The following is a 15,247-nucleotide window of genomic DNA, read 5'->3' as shown; positions in this document are numbered from 1 at the left end:
TCCAGCAACTGGAAGGTCAAGCGTTAATCCCGGTAATTTTTATCGTTCGTCCCCCACGTTAAATAAGGAATAGCGGATAAAAGCGCGCGCGGCGTAAAATGGAAGACTTGCTCTCTGATAATTATCTCCAGGCTGATCTTAGAACGCTAAAATATGAGTGCGTGGCTTCTGTGTTTTTTGATTTCAGAAAGAGCTTATTTTTGCAGGGCGAGCCGGATGCCGACCCTGATTAAGGCAAGGGAAGGTGTTTCACGCTGCATCCCGGGAGAAGAGAAGTGCAAACTTATTATGATAATCTTAAAGTCCCTCGCACCGCGTCGCTGGAGGAGATTAAGAAAGCGTACAAACGACTTATTTTTATTCATCATCCTGATCGTCATCCACCTGAATTAAAAGATGAAAAAACTAAAATCATCCAGCTATTAAATGAGGCCTGGCGAACTCTTTCCGACCCGGTGCTGCGAGCCCGCCACGATGAGTGGATCGCCCAGCAGGAAAGCCAGAAGAATAGCGCATTCTCAGGTGCCAGCACTCGGCAAGATCGCGAACGTGAACGCCAGCAGGAAGAGCGTGCCTATCGCGATTTCTGGCAGAAGATGGAAGCCGAATGGGAAGAAGAATATCAGTTACAAAAGCGCAAAGATGAGTGGATGAATCAGCGCCGCAAGCAGGATCCTGATTACTCTTATCAGGCAAAAGCCAGCGAAGCTTTTACCGCAGCGGAAGAGATGTTTGGCAAAGGGAAAGAGTTTGTCAAACAGAAGGGGGCTCCAGTGGTTAGCGCTGGGAAAAGAATGGTTGTGCGAATTTTCAAATTCACTCTTGGCCTGGTGGTGCTGCTTATCGTCATTGGAGTAATTAGAGTCATTGGCCGTGAAGTCAGTAAAACGGCGGTCGAAAGCGTGGTTAACGCGCCTGTATCGGTCACTGACCAGGAAACGGCCAGCAATAATTTTATGCGCTCATTAATGAGCAATGAAGCTGATGCCAGGCAAAAGTCGGCTCCTTCTTATAAAAATAAAGGCCTTAACTTAGGCGATATCTTTATTGATGGTCACTCGCTGGTGTATGACATTCATTACTATTCTCAAAGCGCAAATATCACGTTAAACCCTGCGACATTTGTAGCGAAGACCATTGTCGATAGTAGCCCTGCCTATAATGGCAGAAACCCGTGGAGCATTATGTGCCCGCATATTGGCGACTATATGGACGCCAGTACATTTTTCCCGGCCGATGGTGCCATGATTTATCGCTATATCAATGATTACAATAACGATGTTCGCATTCTGTCTGTTCCCTTCTCTCTGATATGCCAGCAGACTCCGCTGTAGTTTTTACGCTGATTGGCGCTAGAATGACGGCGTAGCACCGTTGTCTGTTCCGTCAGGAGGAAACATGAATATTAGCGATGTGGCGAAAAAAACTGGCTTAACCAGTAAAGCGATTCGTTTTTACGAAGAGAAGGGGCTGGTGACACCGCCGCTGCGTAGCGAGAACGGCTACCGTAGCTACAGCCAGCAGCATCTGGATGAGCTGACCCTGCTGCGCCAGGCCCGCCAGGTGGGGTTTAATCTGGAAGAGTGCCGCGAGCTGGTATTTCTGTTTAACGATCCGTCACGACACAGCGCCGACGTTAAACGCCGGACGCTGGAAAAAGTGGCGGAAATTGAACGCCATATCAGTGAGCTGCAAAGCATGCGCGCGCAGTTGCTGGCGCTGGCGGAATCCTGCCCCGGCGATGACAGCGCCGATTGTCCGATAATCGATAACCTCTCGGGTTGCTGTCATCGTAAGGCGCAGGCTTAGCGACCTGCGGGAATCTCTCTGACTCGCAGCGTAATTCCCTCGACGGCGATCACTTCAACCTTGCAGCCCGCCTCGAGGTCGTCCTCGGCAATCACCGGCCATGAGCTATCGCCAACGCGCACGTGCCCGCGACCGTTGACCAGCGTGGTTTCCAGGATGAAGCGACGGCCAATCAGCTGCTGCCCGCGCTGATTTAGCTGGGCGTCTGCCGGTTTCTGGCGCTTTACGCGGTTACGCAACCAGCGTGACCATAGCCAGGCCGCCAGCAGCGTCAGCACGGCGAACAGCGTTCCCTGCCACTCCCAGCTAAACGGCAGTATCCAGATTAATACCCCGGTGACTACGCCTGCGATGCCGCTCCACAGCAGATAACCACTACCGCCGAGCATTTCCGCTGCCAGCAGCAGCCCGCCAAGGCTGAGCCAGAAAATATGCGGGTGGGCGATAATCATCTCAATCATGATTTTTTCCGGTCGCCGGCACCTTCTTTGATCAGTTCGCTAATCCCGGCGATAGAACCCATCAGGCTGCTGGCATCCAGCGGCATCAGCACCACTTTACTGTTATTAGCCGCGCCAATTTGCTGCAGCGCGTCGGTATATTTCTGCGCCACGAAGTAGTTAATCGCCTGAATGTCGCCGGACGCGATCGCTGAAGAAACCATCTGCGTTGCGCGAGCTTCCGCTTCCGCAGAACGTTCGCGGGCCTCCGCCTGTAAAAACGCTGACTGACGCTCACCTTCAGCCTTGAGGATCTGCGACTGTTTCTCACCCTCTGCTTTGAGAATTTCCGCCTGGCGCACACCTTCGGCCTCAAGGATATAGGCACGTTTGGTTCGTTCGGCCTTCATCTGGGCGTTCATTGAGGCAATCAGCTCTGCCGGTGGGCGCACGTCGCGGATCTCAACGCGGGTGATTTTGATCCCCCACGGGTTAGTCGCTTCATCGACAATATGCAGCAGGCGGGTATTGATACTGTCGCGCTGGGAGAGCATTTCGTCCAGTTCCATGGAGCCCAGTACGGTACGAATGTTGGTCATGGTCAGGTTGATAATCGCCAGCTCAAGGTTGCTAACCTCATAGGCGGCTTTTGGCGCGTCAATAACCTGAATAAAGCACACTGCATCGATGGTGACGTTGGCGTTATCCCGCGAAATAACCTCCTGCGAAGGGATATCGAGAACTTGTTCCATCATATTGATCTTGCGACCAACGCGGTCCATAAACGGCACGACAAGGTTTAAGCCGGGTTGTAGCGTTTTTGTATAACGCCCAAAGCGTTCGACGGTCCACTGGAAGCCCTGGGGAACAATTTTCACACCGGCAACAACGATAACCAGCGCGACAAAAATAAGTATGGGGATAAAAATCAGCATCAAAAACCTCCTGTCTTGTTGCTTGTTGACGCGTCGGGAGAGTGACGCATGTTTAATCAGAGTATATCTTTCTGCGCATCCAGGTGAAAGAAAACTGGAGTAAACTAGCGTCGTTGTGGAAAAAATGGGAAAAGTAATGACGGAAAGTAACGCTATTTTGCGGTTAGAGGACGTGGGGTTTCAGCCCGAAGATATAGTTATCCTTAACGGGATTAATTTTCAGCTTAGGGCAGGGGAATTTAAGCTGATTACCGGGCCTTCCGGCTGTGGGAAAAGTACCTTATTAAAAATTATCGCTTCGCTGCTTAGCCCCACTTCCGGGAAGATTTTTTTCGCCGGTAAAGACGTCAACGCTTTATCGCCGGAAACCTATCGTCAGCAGGTTTCTTACTGTGCGCAAACTCCGGCGCTGTTCGGCGATTCGGTGTATGACAATCTGGTTTTTCCGTGGCAAATCCGTAATAAACAACCGGATCCTAAAGCGCTGGTGGCCGACCTTCAGCGTTTTGGGCTGGCGGAAAATACGCTGGAAAAATCAGTTAACGAACTCTCGGGCGGGGAAAAGCAGCGCGTTTCGTTGATTCGTAATCTGCAATTTTTACCGCAGGTCCTGTTGCTTGATGAAATTACCAGCGCGCTGGATGAGAGCAATAAAAACAATGTGAATGAGATTATTCATCGCTATGTGACGGAAAAAAATATTGCCGTGCTGTGGGTGACTCACGATCAAAGTGAAATAGCCCATGCGGATGAAGTGATTAGGCTACAGCCTGCTGGCGGGAAAGCGCAGGAGGTGACAAATGAACGGGCATAATATTACTAACGAATCGCTGGCGTTATCCATGGTTCTGGTGCTGGTGGCGATTGTGGTGAGCTACCGGGAAAAGCTGGCGCTGGAAAAAGATATTATCTGGAGTATTTGCCGGGCGATTGTGCAACTGATTATCGTCGGCTACGTACTGAAATATATCTTTAACGTCAATCATGCCGTACTGACCCTACTGATGGTGCTGTTTATCTGTTTTAACGCGGCATGGAATGCGAAAAAGCGCAGTAAATATATCGATAAAGCCTTTGTCTCCTCGTTTATCGCGATAACTACCGGTGCCGGGTTAACGCTGGCGGTGCTGGTCTTTTCCGGGTCGATTGCTTTTGTGCCGATGCAGGTGATCCCGATAGCCGGGATGGTCGCCGGAAATGCGATGGTGGCGGTAGGGCTGTGCTACAACAATATGGGCCAGCGTTTTAGCAGCGAGCAGCAGCAGATTCAGGAGAAACTGAGCCTGGGTGCGACGCCGAAGATGGCCTCGGCAAGGCTGATTCGCGATAGCATTCGCGCCGCGCTGATCCCAACGGTCGATTCCGCAAAAACGGTTGGATTAGTGAGTTTGCCGGGGATGATGTCGGGGCTGATTTTTGCCGGGATTGACCCGGTAAAGGCGATTAAGTATCAGATTATGGTGACGTTTATGCTGCTATCGACCGCCAGCCTGTCGACGATTATCGCCGGATATCTGACCTATCGGAAGTTCTTTAACGCGCGCCATCAGCTGGTGGTAACGCAGTTGAAAAAGCGCCCGTAGCTTTCCCCGGGTTGCGGCGTAAACGCCTTACCCGGGCTACCGGCCCGCAGACAGCGGTGAACTCGTAGCCCGGTCAGCGCAGCGCCACCGGGAAAATGCCACGCCTGGGTATCAGACCCGGCACATTTCCCGGAGGCGATGCTGCGCATCTGTCCGGGTTGCCGGCCCGCAGACAACGGTGAACTCGTAGCCCGGTCAGCGCAGCGCCACCGGGAAGATGCCACGCCTGGGTATCAGACCCGGCACATTTCCCGGAGGCGATGCTGCGCATCTGTCCGGGCTGCCGGCCCGCAGACAACGGTGAACCCGTAGCCCGGTCAGCGCCACCGGGGTTTTTACGATTAATAAAGCAGTGAATAGAGCTGGCGGCGGTACTTCGCGGCCAGCACGTCACCAGTGCCAAGCGCGGAGAGGATCTCCTGAAGCATCTTACGTACTTCGCCGTTGCCAGCGCCTAAATCTTTTTGCAGATGGCTGAACAGCAGCGCCAGCGCCTCTTCATTACGCCCAACCTGATGCAGCTGCAATGCTAACTGGGAAGCCAGCGCCGCATCTTCCGGGTTCTGCTCTACCTGCTGCTGCAACTGCTGAATTTCCGGCGTGTCGGCGGCTTTTTTCAGCAGCTCGATCTGCGCCACCAGACCCTGATAGCGGGTATCCTGATCCTGTAGCGGGACGGTTTTCAGTACGGCTTCTGCTTCGTCTGAACGGTGCAGCGCGATCAGCGTTTCTGCCAGCAGCAGGCCAATCTGGCTCTCCTGGTTTGACAGCTGCCAGGCATCTTTCAGCAGCGGCAGCGCCTCGGCGTAGTTCTCTTCCTGCATCAGCGCCATGGCCTGCTGCGCCTTCAGCTCCTCTTCGCGCGGCAGGAATTTATCCAGCAGCGCACGAACCGCTTCTTCCGGCTGCGGGCCTTCGAATCCGTCCACCGGCTGACCGTTCTGGAACAGGTATACCGTAGGAATTGCGCGCAGGCCAAACTGTGAAGCCAGCATTTGCTCGGCGTCGCAGTCAACTTTCGCGAGGGTAAACAGACCGTTGTACTGAGCGGCCAGGATTTCCAGCACCGGAGTCAGCTGTTCGCAGTGTTGGCTGCGCGCGGACCAGAAATAGAACAGCACTGGCGTTGCAGCGGATTGCTGCAGCGTCTGGTGTAGGTTGGCTTCGGTAATATTAACGATATTCTGTGCGGACATGAGCAAGTCTCTTTAATCGATATTTGTATAGATATATGGGGACGGCGGCAGGTGCTTCAACTCAGCCCTGGATAATTTTGTCCATCGCGCGGGTCGGCAGCAGGCGTTTAAGCAGGGCTACCGCGTGCGTCACCAGAGTCACCGGGTAGCGCAGTTTCGGTTTATCGCTGACAAATGCATGGCGCACTTTTTCCACTACCGCTTCCGGCCCTAAGGTAAAGCGGGCGGCGATACCCGGGTTTTCCACCGGTTTATCGGCCTGAGTCTGGTTAACGTTGGTGGTAAATTGGGTGCGGATAGGGCCAGGCTCAATCAGGCTGACCTTAATCCCGCTATGGCGCAGTTCCATACGCAGGGCATCGGACCAGGCTTCCAGCGCATATTTACTGGCGGCATAGGCGCCGCGACCCGGGCTGGAGATAATCCCCATTACCGATGACGTCATGACAATACGCCCTTCGCCGTGCGGCTCCATCGCCGGAAGCAGCAGCATCGTTAACTGATGCGCGCCGAAAAAATTGGCGGAAAACTGCTGCTCCATCTGCTGACGACTGATAGTTGGCAGCGGGCCGTAGACGCCATATCCCGCGTTATTAAACAGGCCATACAGGCGATTGTCTGTCAGGGCGATAACCTCTGCGGCGGCGCGTTCAACGCTCTGCGGATCGTCAAGATCCAGCAAAACACCGGTCAGACCAAGCGCCTGCATCCGCGCGACGTCATCCGCTTTGCGGCAGGCGGCCAGCACATTAAAGCCCTGGCGCTTTAAATCCAGCGCGCTTTCGAGGCCAATTCCGCTGGAACATCCTGTAACTAAAACCGATTTTTGCATAACTTTACCTGCAAATGACCCCTTGCTATCAGGAGTCATGATTAACTAAGGGTGCCAAACGCGTGGCCATCCAGTCGGCGATAAACGGCTGGGCGTCGCGATTAGGGTGAATTCCATCGTCCTGCATCCACTGCGGTTTCAGATAAACCTCTTCCATAAAAAAGGGCAGCAGAGGAATATCAAACTCTTTGGCCAGTGCCGGATAGATTGCGCTAAAGGCTTCATTATAACGGCGACCATAGTTAGCGGGCAGGCGAATTTGCATCAGCAAAGGCTCGGCGTTCGCCGCCTTGATATCCTGAATAATGGTACGCAGGGTCTGCTCCGTCTGCTGCGGCGGGAAGCCGCGCAGCCCATCGTTGCCACCCAGCTCAACCAGCACCCAGCGCGGCTGATGCTGTTTGAGCAACGTCGGAAGCCTTGCCAGCCCCTGCTGCGAAGTATCGCCGCTGATGCTGGCGTTAACCACTGGCGTTTTGGTCTGCCACTTATCGTTAAGCAGCGCAGGCCAGGCGGTATTGCCCGCCATTCGATAACCGGCGCTCAGACTGTCGCCGAGAACCAACAGCGTGTCGGCCGCCATTGCGCGGCAGGTAAACAGGACCAGAAACAGGAAAGGCAAATGCCAGCGGAAAACATACTTGAAGTTCATCATCTTAAGAAGTCCGTCGGTCAGGGTGAGCATCAGCTTTCCATCCTTACCGGAGTTGAGCTGGTTGTCAAACAGGGGCAGACCATCGCCCTGATTGGCGAGTCGGGTTCCGGTAAATCGACGCTGCTGGCGATCCTCGCTGGTCTGGATGACGGCACGAGCGGAGAAGTCTCGCTGATCGGGCAGCCGCTGCATCAGATGGACGAAGAGGCGCGGGCAAAGCTGCGCGCTAAGCACGTCGGCTTTGTTTTTCAATCTTTTATGCTGATACCGACGCTGAATGCGCTGGAAAACGTCGAGCTTCCGGCGCTGCTGCGCGGCGAAAGCGACAGCCAGAGCCGCGGTAGCGCCCGCGCGTTGCTGGAACAGCTGGGGCTGGGAAAACGTTTGCATCATCTACCGGTACAGCTTTCCGGCGGCGAACAGCAGCGTGTCGCGCTGGCCCGTGCGTTTAACGGTCGTCCGGAACTGCTGTTCGCCGATGAACCCACCGGTAACCTCGACAGGCAGACCGGGGATAAAATTGCCGACCTGCTGTTTTCACTGAACCGCGAGCACGGCACTACGCTAATTCTGGTGACCCACGACCCGCTGCTGGCGGGGCGCTGCGACCGACGGCTGCGGCTGGTTGATGGCCAGCTGCAGGAGGAAGCATGATTGCCCGCTGGTTTTGGCGCGAATGGCGCTCACCGTCGCTGCTGATTGTTTGGCTGGCGCTGAGCCTGGCGGTGGCCTGCGTGCTGGCGCTGGGGTCGATAAGCGACCGCATGGAGAAAGGGCTTAGCCAACAGAGTCGCGAATTTATGGCCGGAGACCGCACGCTGCGTAGCTCGCGCGAGGTCCCAGCCGCATGGATTGACGAAGCGCGTCGGCTCGGCTTAACCGTTGGTGAGCAACTGAACTTCGCCACTATGACCTTTTCCGGCGATACGCCGCAGCTGGCGGAGGTGAAAGCAGTTGACGACACCTATCCGCTATATGGTCAGCTGCAAACCCAGCCGCCGGGGCTGAAGCCGCAGGCTGGCACCGTGCTGCTGGCGCCGCGATTGATGGCTCTGCTGAACCTGAAAACCGGCGACACCATTGACGTAGGCGACGCTACGCTGCGCATTGCCGGGGAGGTCATTCAGGAGCCGGACGCCGGATTTAACCCCTTCCAGATGGCGCCGCGGCTGATGATGAACACCGCCGATGTGGCGAAAACCGGCGCGGTGCAGCCCGGCAGCCGCGTCTCCTGGCGCTATAAATATGCCGGAACTCCGCAGCAGCTGGCGGACTATGAAAAGTGGCTGCTGCCGAAGCTGGGGCCGGAACATCGCTGGATCGGGCTCGAGCAGGACGATAGCGCGTTAGGTAAATCGCTGGAGCGCTCGCAGCAGTTTTTACTGCTGTCGGCGCTGTTAACGCTGCTGTTGGCGGTTGCAGCAGTGGCGGTGGCGATGAGCCATTATTGCCGCAGCCGTTACGATCTGGTGGCGATCCTTAAAACCCTCGGTGCCGGGCGGACGCAGCTGCGCAAGCTGATCGTCGGCCAGTGGCTGATGCTGCTGACGCTGGCGGTGATTGCCGGTGGGGCGATGGGCGTCGGGCTGGAAAATATTCTGCTGGTGATGCTAAAACCGGTGCTCCCCTCGGCGCTGCCGGCGGCGAGCGGCTGGCCGTGGCTGTGGGCGATTGGCGCGATGGTGGTGATTTCCCTGCTGGTCGGGCTGCGTCCCTATCGGCTGCTGCTGGCGACGCTGCCGCTGCGGGTATTGCGCCAGGATGTTGTCGCTAACGTCTGGCCGCTGAAGTTCTATATTCCGCTGGTGTGCGCGGTGGTGGTCGCGCTGTTGGCGCTGCTGATGGGCGGCAGCCCTCTACTCTGGGCGGTACTGGCGGGGGCGGTGGTGCTGGCGCTGCTGTGCGGCCTGGCGGGTTGGGGCGTCCTGTGGCTACTGAAACGCGTGACGCTAAAAGCGCTGCCGCTGCGCCTGGCGGTAAATCGCCTGCTACGTCAGCCGTGGTCGACGCTAAGCCAACTGGCGGCCTTCTCGCTGTCATTTATGCTGCTGGCCCTGCTGCTGGTGCTGCGCGGCGATCTGCTTGACCGCTGGCAGCAACAGCTGCCGCCGGAAAGCCCCAACTATTTCCTGATTAACATCGCGCCAGAGCAGGTGGTGCCGGTGAAAACCTTCCTCGCTGAACATCAGACCCGCGCGACCGAGTTCTATCCGATCGTTCGCGCTCGCCTGACGCAAATTAATGGTCAGGCAGCGGAGGGCAATAAAGATGAAGCGCTGAATCGGGAGCTGAATCTCACCTGGAGCAACGAGCGGCCGGATCATAACCCGTTGGTGGCCGGAAGCTGGCCGCCGAAAGCGGGTGAAGTCTCGATTGAAGAGGGGCTGGCGCAGCGGCTGGGGGTGAAGCTCGGCGATAGCGTGACCTTTACCGGAGATACCCAGGACTTTAGCGCCAAAGTGACCAGCGTACGTAAAGTGGACTGGGAGAGCCTGCGACCAAACTTTTTCTTTATCTTCCCGCAGGGAGCGCTCGATGGACAGCCGCAAAGCTGGCTGACCAGCTTCCGCTGGGATAACGGCAACGGGATGCTGACGCAGCTCAACCGCGAGTTCCCGACCGTCAGTCTGCTGGATATCGGCGCGATTTTGCAGCAGATTGGTCAGGTGCTGACTCAGGTAAGCCGTGCGCTGGAGGTGATGGTGATTCTGGTGACGGCCTGCGGTGTCTTGCTTCTACTGGCTCAGGTGCAGGTGGGGATGCGTCAGCGCTATCAGGAGCTGGTGGTCTGGCGCACGCTGGGGGCAGGGAAGTCTCTGCTGCGCACCACGCTGTGGGCCGAATTTGCCCTGCTGGGCGTGGTTTCCGGCGTGGTGGCGGCGATTGGCGCAGAGGTGGCGCTGGCGCTGCTGCAAACCAAAATCTTTGATTTCCCATGGTCTCCGGACTGGCGGCTATGGGTAATGCTGCCGCTCTGCGGGGCGATACTGCTGTCGCTGTGCGGCGGTTGGCTGGGGTTGCGTTTGCTAAAAGGCAAAGCGCTATTCCGCCAGTTTAGCCAGGGATAGGGTTAACGCCCCAGTAAGTTATGCCATCATGTAGCCCGGGTAAGGCGCTAGCCGCAACCCGGGGGTTTTTTACTCGATACGGATGCGAGTTGCTATTGCAGATGACCATGGTTCAGCGCAGTCAGCGGCTCATTAACGTCAAAAACTTTACAGGTAACCTCATCCACGCCGAGAGATTTCAGGCGCGCGGTATGTTTGTTGAGGTAAGCAAGCGCGGTTGCTTCATCCTCGAAAAGATAGATTCCGCCCGCTTCCTGATTCTTTTCGCTCTCCGTCCAGACCTTCCAGATAAACCCCGGCTCCTGATTAATTGACTCGGCCAGCTCCACAAGCTGACGGGACATGTCACTACCGAAGGGGCCGTTAAAGGCAAAGTGCAGCTGTAGCAATTTTTTCGACATAATTCCTCCTTGGATGATGTAGAGCGGCAATGCTTCATTTTAATGACAAAGCGATGAAATTATAACCACGGATATTTTAACGGCACAAAATGATAAGTCACTGATTTTTAACCGCACGAAACATTAAAAAACCAACAACACGGCATACTGAATCGCAGTTAATATTCAACTGGCAAATATAAGGTTGCTTATTAATCAAGGAAAAAGTATGGCACATAAAATAAAAGCGCTGGCGATATCGATCGGCGCAGCCCTGGCGTTAACCTCTTTTGCATCCCAGGCTGAGATTACGCTGTTAAAACAAGATCCGCAGGCGGGCGATCCGTTAAGCCGTCTTAACTTCACCGTCGGCGGGAGTATCCGTCCCCAGTTCAACATGATGTCCGGCGATGGCGACAAAGGCTCTTATAAACGCAACGGTTTTGACGGCGGCACCCGTTTCCGTTTCGCTGCCGATTACTATCTGTTTGATGATATTAGCTGGATAAGCTACTACGAGCTGGGCGTCAATATTCCGGCCCTCTTCGACTGGGATAACCACTATGCGGAAGGCGCGAATAATACCAGCCGCCGTATGCTCTATACCGGTCTGAAAAGCGATACCTGGGGCACCTTAACCTACGGTCAGCAAAACAGCGTTTATTACGATGTCGTCGGGGTGAAAACCGATATCTGGGATTATGACATGGTCGGCCAGGCGCCGGGCAACGGGATCAACGGTGATTACGATGGATCCTACCGTTCACGTAATATGCTGAAATATAAGAAAACCGTTGGCGATGTCGATCTCTACGCTTCTTATTTGTTTGAAGACAGCGAATACCTGCCGGGCAACGGTCTGCGCTACAAGCGCAAAGGCGGCGGCTCTATTGGTGCGGATTACCACATCATGAAGGACCTGACCTGGGGTACCGCGTGGAACTATACCCGCGCCGATATGCGTAACCCGTCAAATTCAGACAGCAAATCTTACGATCAGAACATCGTTGGTACCGCGCTGAGCTGGACGCCGGATAACTGGACCTTCTCCTTCGGCGGCGGCTGGTATCAGAACTTCCTGACCACCAAGAAAACTGATGTACATAACTACTTCGCGGGCGATGCGTGGGGTATTGAGTACTTCGCCGGTTATAAATTCCCGATTGGTCAGTATGCGGTGAAATCTATTCAGCCGTACTTTATGGGCGACCGCCTGCAGTACGTGAATGGCCGCAACTACCAGCGTATTGATAACGGCGTCGGCGTAAGCTTCCAGCTGGATTACGGCTTCCGCGTTGATTACGAACACGTCTTCACGTCCAGCACCGACAACCTGGGCGATATGAACCTGGTGCGTCTGCGCTACGACTTCTAAGCGGTCAAAACTCCCCGGTCGCGCTGTGCTTACCGGGGCTACAAGTCACACCGACCGGTAGCCCGGCTAAGGCGCTTACGCCGCAAGCCGGGGCTCCAGGAATACAATTACCGCGCCAGCCAGGCGGCGACTTCCTGCCAGTTGCCGCGAAAAACAATCTTCTCCGCTTTTTTGCCCAGTTGATAACGGTACATCGGATCGTAATATTCGTTCAGCAGGGGAACCAGCCAGCTGAAATGCGCTTCGGTGCTGGCGGTACGCTGCTGTGCAAGGAGCGCCTCATCAAGGTGGGCGGTGAGCTGGGCAAAACGCTGTAACCCCAGGCGACGACGAATGGCAAACAGGCCATGATGCAGATACTCGCTATACGCTTGCCAGCCCTGTTCTTCGCCACAGGCGGCAATAAAGTCGCGATGCATCCGCGTAAAATACTCTTCGCGCAGGCGTTCAAGGCGAAGCTCGAACGGGTCTTCCACTACCGCCAGCGGCGACTGCGCCATGCGCAGACGCATGCACTCCGGGAGATGATTCGCGCCAATCATATGCCCTTCATCTTCCAGCACCCAGCGCGTCTGCTGCACGGACTTTTTAAGCATCGCCACGGCCAGATGATTTTCAAAGGTGGCCTGCTGATGCTGCTCCTGCAACGTCCGGCCAAACGAAGAGCCGCGATGATGAGCGAGGCCCTCGAGATCGATACCGTCCGGTTGTGCGCACACCAACTGGGTTTTTCCGTTACCGGTACAGCCGCCGATCAGTACGATTGGGCGCTGCACCAGCTCTTCGGTAAGCTGTATAGCCGCCTGACGCAACGCTTTATAACCGCCAATGATTAGCGGGTAATCCACTCCCGCTTCCTTTAGCCACTGCTGCACAATATGTGAACGCTGGCCGCCGCGAGCACAGCACAGGTAGCCATCGGGATGGCGCGCACAGGCCTCTTTCCAGGCGGCAAGGCGGCTGGCGCGAACCTCGCCGTTGACCAACTGATGTCCCAGCGCGAGCGCAGCTTCCGGCCCCTGACGCTTATAGCAGGTGCCGACGGCAGCGCGTTCGTCATCGTTCATCAGCGGCAGATTGACCGCCGCGGGCATGGCGCTTTGCCTGAACTCAATCGGGGCGCGTACGTCAATCAGCGGCGTATCGCTGGCGAGAATCTGCCGAATATTCTGTGATACTAATTCCATCATCCAAACCGTTAATCAATCCAGACGCGTCGCTCGACGCGATAATCTGCCTATTGTACGCGGTGGGCGGCAGACTGGATTGATTTTTCACGGTGTATCGCTGAATAGCGTCAGGAATCCCTGAATTTCCGGGGCGGAATGGCTGAACAGCGAAGCGATATCCTGCACCGCTTTGCCGGGATGATCTTTGCGCCAGGCGAGACTGAGAGGCGAAGGCGGGCGCATGGCCGGAATTTGTCGGGCAATCAGCTCGCCGCGGGCGATAAGGGGCTGGCACAGCGGCTCCGGCAAAAAGCCGATGCCGACACCGGCAATGTGCGCTGCGACTTTGGTTTCGATATCGGGAACCACAATCTCTTTTTGTCCAGGCAGGCGCCAGGCGACGCGCTTGGTCAACCGGCGGGCGCTGTCTTCAATGTTGACCGCCGGGTAGCGACGCAACTGGGCTTCCGATAGCGGATCGGCTTGCTGACTTAAGGGGTGATTCGGCGACATCACGAACAGCCAGGTCACTTCGCCCAGCGGGTTGACCGCAATATTTTCTGATAGCGGTTCGGTACCGGTGACGCCAATGGCCAGCGAGAAATCATCGTGAAGAAGCGTATCCCAGACGCCCATATAAATTTGGCGCGAAAAATGAAATTGTGTAAAAGGATAGCGCTGAGTGAGCCAGGCCAGCAGTCGTGCAATGGCCTGAGGGTGATACATCAGGTTATTCACGACGATATTGACCTGACGCTCAACGCCGTCGTTTATCTGCTGTAGCTCACCGGGCATACTGTCAATCCAGCCCAGCCACTCTCTGGCCTGCGCCAGAAGGTGCATTCCTGCCGGGGTAAGCAGGACGCTACGGGTGGTACGGCTAAACAGCGCCACGCCGGTATTATCCTCCAGCAGCTTGATGCGATAGCTAATAGTGGCGGTGGTTTTGTACAGTTTTTCCGCCGCTCTGGAGAAACTGCCGGTCTCCGCGACGCTAACAAAGGTACGTAGTGTTTCGGGATCTAGCATCGCTAATTTCCTCGTTATTTAATAATTCACCCCTGATTTTTAAGTATTTTTTCACAATATCCTTTTCAATTATGTGGCTTAAATCAGGTTTTGGAAAATTATTCCAACTTACAGTTGATGTCACTTTTAGATAACTCTAGATTGACCGACATAGACACCGACTTCCTCTTTGGATGAGGATGGTGGAACGGCTCTTAATGACTAAGGAATATGCAATGAAGCTTGAAGTATTGCCGCTGACGTACGAAGCATTCCGCCCCTACGGGGATGTTATCGAAACGGAAGGCCAGGATTTTTTCCATATTAATGATGGCAAAGTGCAGCGTTTTCACGACCTGGCCAAGGTTGAGACGCTGCAGCAGGATCGGACGCTTATCAGCATCAACCGCGCCCAGCCAGCGGTGCTGCCGATTGTGGTGACGGAGTTGGAACGCCATCCGTTAGGCACCCAGGCGTTCATGCCGATGAACGGCGAAGCCTTTGTGGTGGTAGTGGCGGCAGGAGGTGATGAGCCGGATATGAACACGCTGCGGGCATTTATCTCTAATGGTCGTCAGGGGGTGAATTACCACCGCAATGTCTGGCATCACCCGCTGTTTGCCTGGCAGGTCGAAACCGATTTTTTGACCGTTGATCGCGGCGGAAAAGATAACTGTGATGTCGTGGAGATCCCGACCGTGGAGTTGAGCTTTGCGTGAGGTTGCACGTGACGCTACCGATTATCTTGCATAACATGTGGGCGCTTACACACTATTTATGCTCAGGTTTTGAGCCGG

Annotated in this window: 16 protein-coding genes; 8 read left to right on the top strand and 8 right to left on the bottom strand. The window is 55.3% G+C overall.

Annotation, left to right across the window (positions count from 1 at the left end):
* The first annotated feature begins 275 nt into the window (after window positions 1–275).
* Together FN082_RS25035 and cueR are read left to right on the top strand one after the other, a co-directional pair.
* Entirely contained in the window at window positions 276–1,334 is a 1,059-nt protein-coding gene (locus FN082_RS25035; protein ID WP_180349671.1) for a J domain-containing protein, read from the top strand.
* Window positions 1,335–1,398: 64 nt separating this feature from the next.
* Window positions 1,399–1,809, top strand: a complete 411-nt coding sequence (gene cueR, locus FN082_RS25030) for a Cu(I)-responsive transcriptional regulator (RefSeq protein ID WP_139541388.1) — start codon at window positions 1,399–1,401, stop codon at window positions 1,807–1,809.
* On the opposite strand, the gene FN082_RS25025 is transcribed toward cueR, so the two are convergent.
* Entirely contained in the window at window positions 1,806–2,270 is a 465-nt protein-coding gene (locus tag FN082_RS25025; protein WP_142982584.1) for an NfeD family protein, read from the bottom strand. The genes cueR and FN082_RS25025 overlap by 4 nt on opposite strands.
* Window positions 2,267–3,184 (bottom strand): SPFH domain-containing protein, encoded by a 918-nt coding sequence (locus FN082_RS25020; protein ID WP_139541390.1) that lies wholly within the window; start codon window positions 3,182–3,184, stop codon window positions 2,267–2,269. The genes FN082_RS25025 and FN082_RS25020 overlap by 4 nt, the downstream gene beginning before the upstream one ends.
* Before the next feature lie 136 nt (window positions 3,185–3,320).
* On the opposite strand from FN082_RS25020, the gene fetA reads away from it, so the two are divergent.
* Window positions 3,321–3,998, top strand: coding sequence for an iron efflux ABC transporter ATP-binding subunit FetA (gene fetA, locus FN082_RS25015; protein ID WP_139541391.1), 678 nt, complete (start codon window positions 3,321–3,323; stop codon window positions 3,996–3,998).
* Window positions 3,985–4,767 (top strand): iron efflux ABC transporter permease subunit FetB, encoded by a 783-nt coding sequence (fetB, locus tag FN082_RS25010; protein WP_139541392.1) that lies wholly within the window; start codon window positions 3,985–3,987, stop codon window positions 4,765–4,767. Before fetA ends, fetB begins: the two co-directional genes overlap by 14 nt.
* 341 nt (window positions 4,768–5,108) lie before the next feature.
* Here fetB and FN082_RS25005 read toward each other — a convergent pair whose 3' ends face one another.
* The 3 genes from FN082_RS25005 to tesA all read right to left on the bottom strand — a co-directional run bounded on the left by FN082_RS25005 (window position 5,109) and on the right by tesA (window position 7,450).
* On the bottom strand, window positions 5,109–5,963 hold the full coding sequence (locus FN082_RS25005; protein ID WP_142982583.1) for a co-chaperone YbbN: 855 nt from the start codon (window positions 5,961–5,963) through the stop codon (window positions 5,109–5,111).
* A 61-nt stretch (window positions 5,964–6,024) separates the two neighbouring features.
* Complete coding sequence (locus tag FN082_RS25000; RefSeq protein WP_139541394.1) at window positions 6,025–6,795, bottom strand: SDR family oxidoreductase; 771 nt, start codon at window positions 6,793–6,795, stop codon at window positions 6,025–6,027.
* A 28-nt stretch (window positions 6,796–6,823) separates the two neighbouring features.
* Window positions 6,824–7,450 carry a multifunctional acyl-CoA thioesterase I/protease I/lysophospholipase L1 gene (tesA, locus tag FN082_RS24995; protein ID WP_139541395.1) on the bottom strand — a complete coding sequence of 209 codons (627 nt, stop codon included), beginning with the start codon at window positions 7,448–7,450 and terminating at the stop codon, window positions 6,824–6,826.
* On the opposite strand from tesA, the gene ybbA reads away from it, so the two are divergent.
* Window positions 7,418–8,104 (top strand): putative ABC transporter ATP-binding protein YbbA, encoded by a 687-nt coding sequence (ybbA, locus tag FN082_RS24990; protein ID WP_139541396.1) that lies wholly within the window; start codon window positions 7,418–7,420, stop codon window positions 8,102–8,104. The two genes, tesA and ybbA, sit on opposite strands and share 33 nt — an antisense overlap.
* Complete coding sequence (gene ybbP, locus FN082_RS24985; protein ID WP_142982582.1) at window positions 8,101–10,518, top strand: putative ABC transporter permease subunit YbbP; 2,418 nt, start codon at window positions 8,101–8,103, stop codon at window positions 10,516–10,518. Before ybbA ends, ybbP begins: the two co-directional genes overlap by 4 nt.
* 92 nt (window positions 10,519–10,610) lie before the next feature.
* Here ybbP and FN082_RS24980 read toward each other — a convergent pair whose 3' ends face one another.
* Complete coding sequence (locus FN082_RS24980) at window positions 10,611–10,919, bottom strand: monooxygenase (protein ID WP_139541398.1); 309 nt, start codon at window positions 10,917–10,919, stop codon at window positions 10,611–10,613.
* Window positions 10,920–11,127: 208 nt separating this feature from the next.
* On the opposite strand from FN082_RS24980, the gene FN082_RS24975 reads away from it, so the two are divergent.
* Window positions 11,128–12,273, top strand: coding sequence for a porin (locus tag FN082_RS24975; protein ID WP_112217225.1), 1,146 nt, complete (start codon window positions 11,128–11,130; stop codon window positions 12,271–12,273).
* A gap of 107 nt (window positions 12,274–12,380) precedes the next feature.
* Here the strand turns inward: FN082_RS24975 and mnmH are convergent, their stop codons facing one another.
* Both mnmH and allS read right to left on the bottom strand, forming a co-directional pair.
* Window positions 12,381–13,460, bottom strand: coding sequence for a tRNA 2-selenouridine(34) synthase MnmH (gene mnmH, locus FN082_RS24970; protein WP_142463994.1), 1,080 nt, complete (start codon window positions 13,458–13,460; stop codon window positions 12,381–12,383).
* Between the two features lie 87 nt (window positions 13,461–13,547).
* Window positions 13,548–14,471, bottom strand: coding sequence for an HTH-type transcriptional activator AllS (gene allS / locus FN082_RS24965; RefSeq protein ID WP_112217226.1), 924 nt, complete (start codon window positions 14,469–14,471; stop codon window positions 13,548–13,550).
* A 215-nt stretch (window positions 14,472–14,686) separates the two neighbouring features.
* On the opposite strand from allS, the gene allA reads away from it, so the two are divergent.
* Entirely contained in the window at window positions 14,687–15,169 is a 483-nt protein-coding gene (allA, locus tag FN082_RS24955) for an ureidoglycolate lyase (RefSeq protein WP_112217227.1), read from the top strand.
* Window positions 15,170–15,247: the final 78 nt, after the last annotated feature.

Source organism: Klebsiella spallanzanii, from assembly GCF_902158555.1.
GTDB lineage: Bacteria > Pseudomonadota > Gammaproteobacteria > Enterobacterales > Enterobacteriaceae > Klebsiella > Klebsiella spallanzanii.
This window is presented reverse-complemented; position numbering and strand designations above follow the sequence as displayed.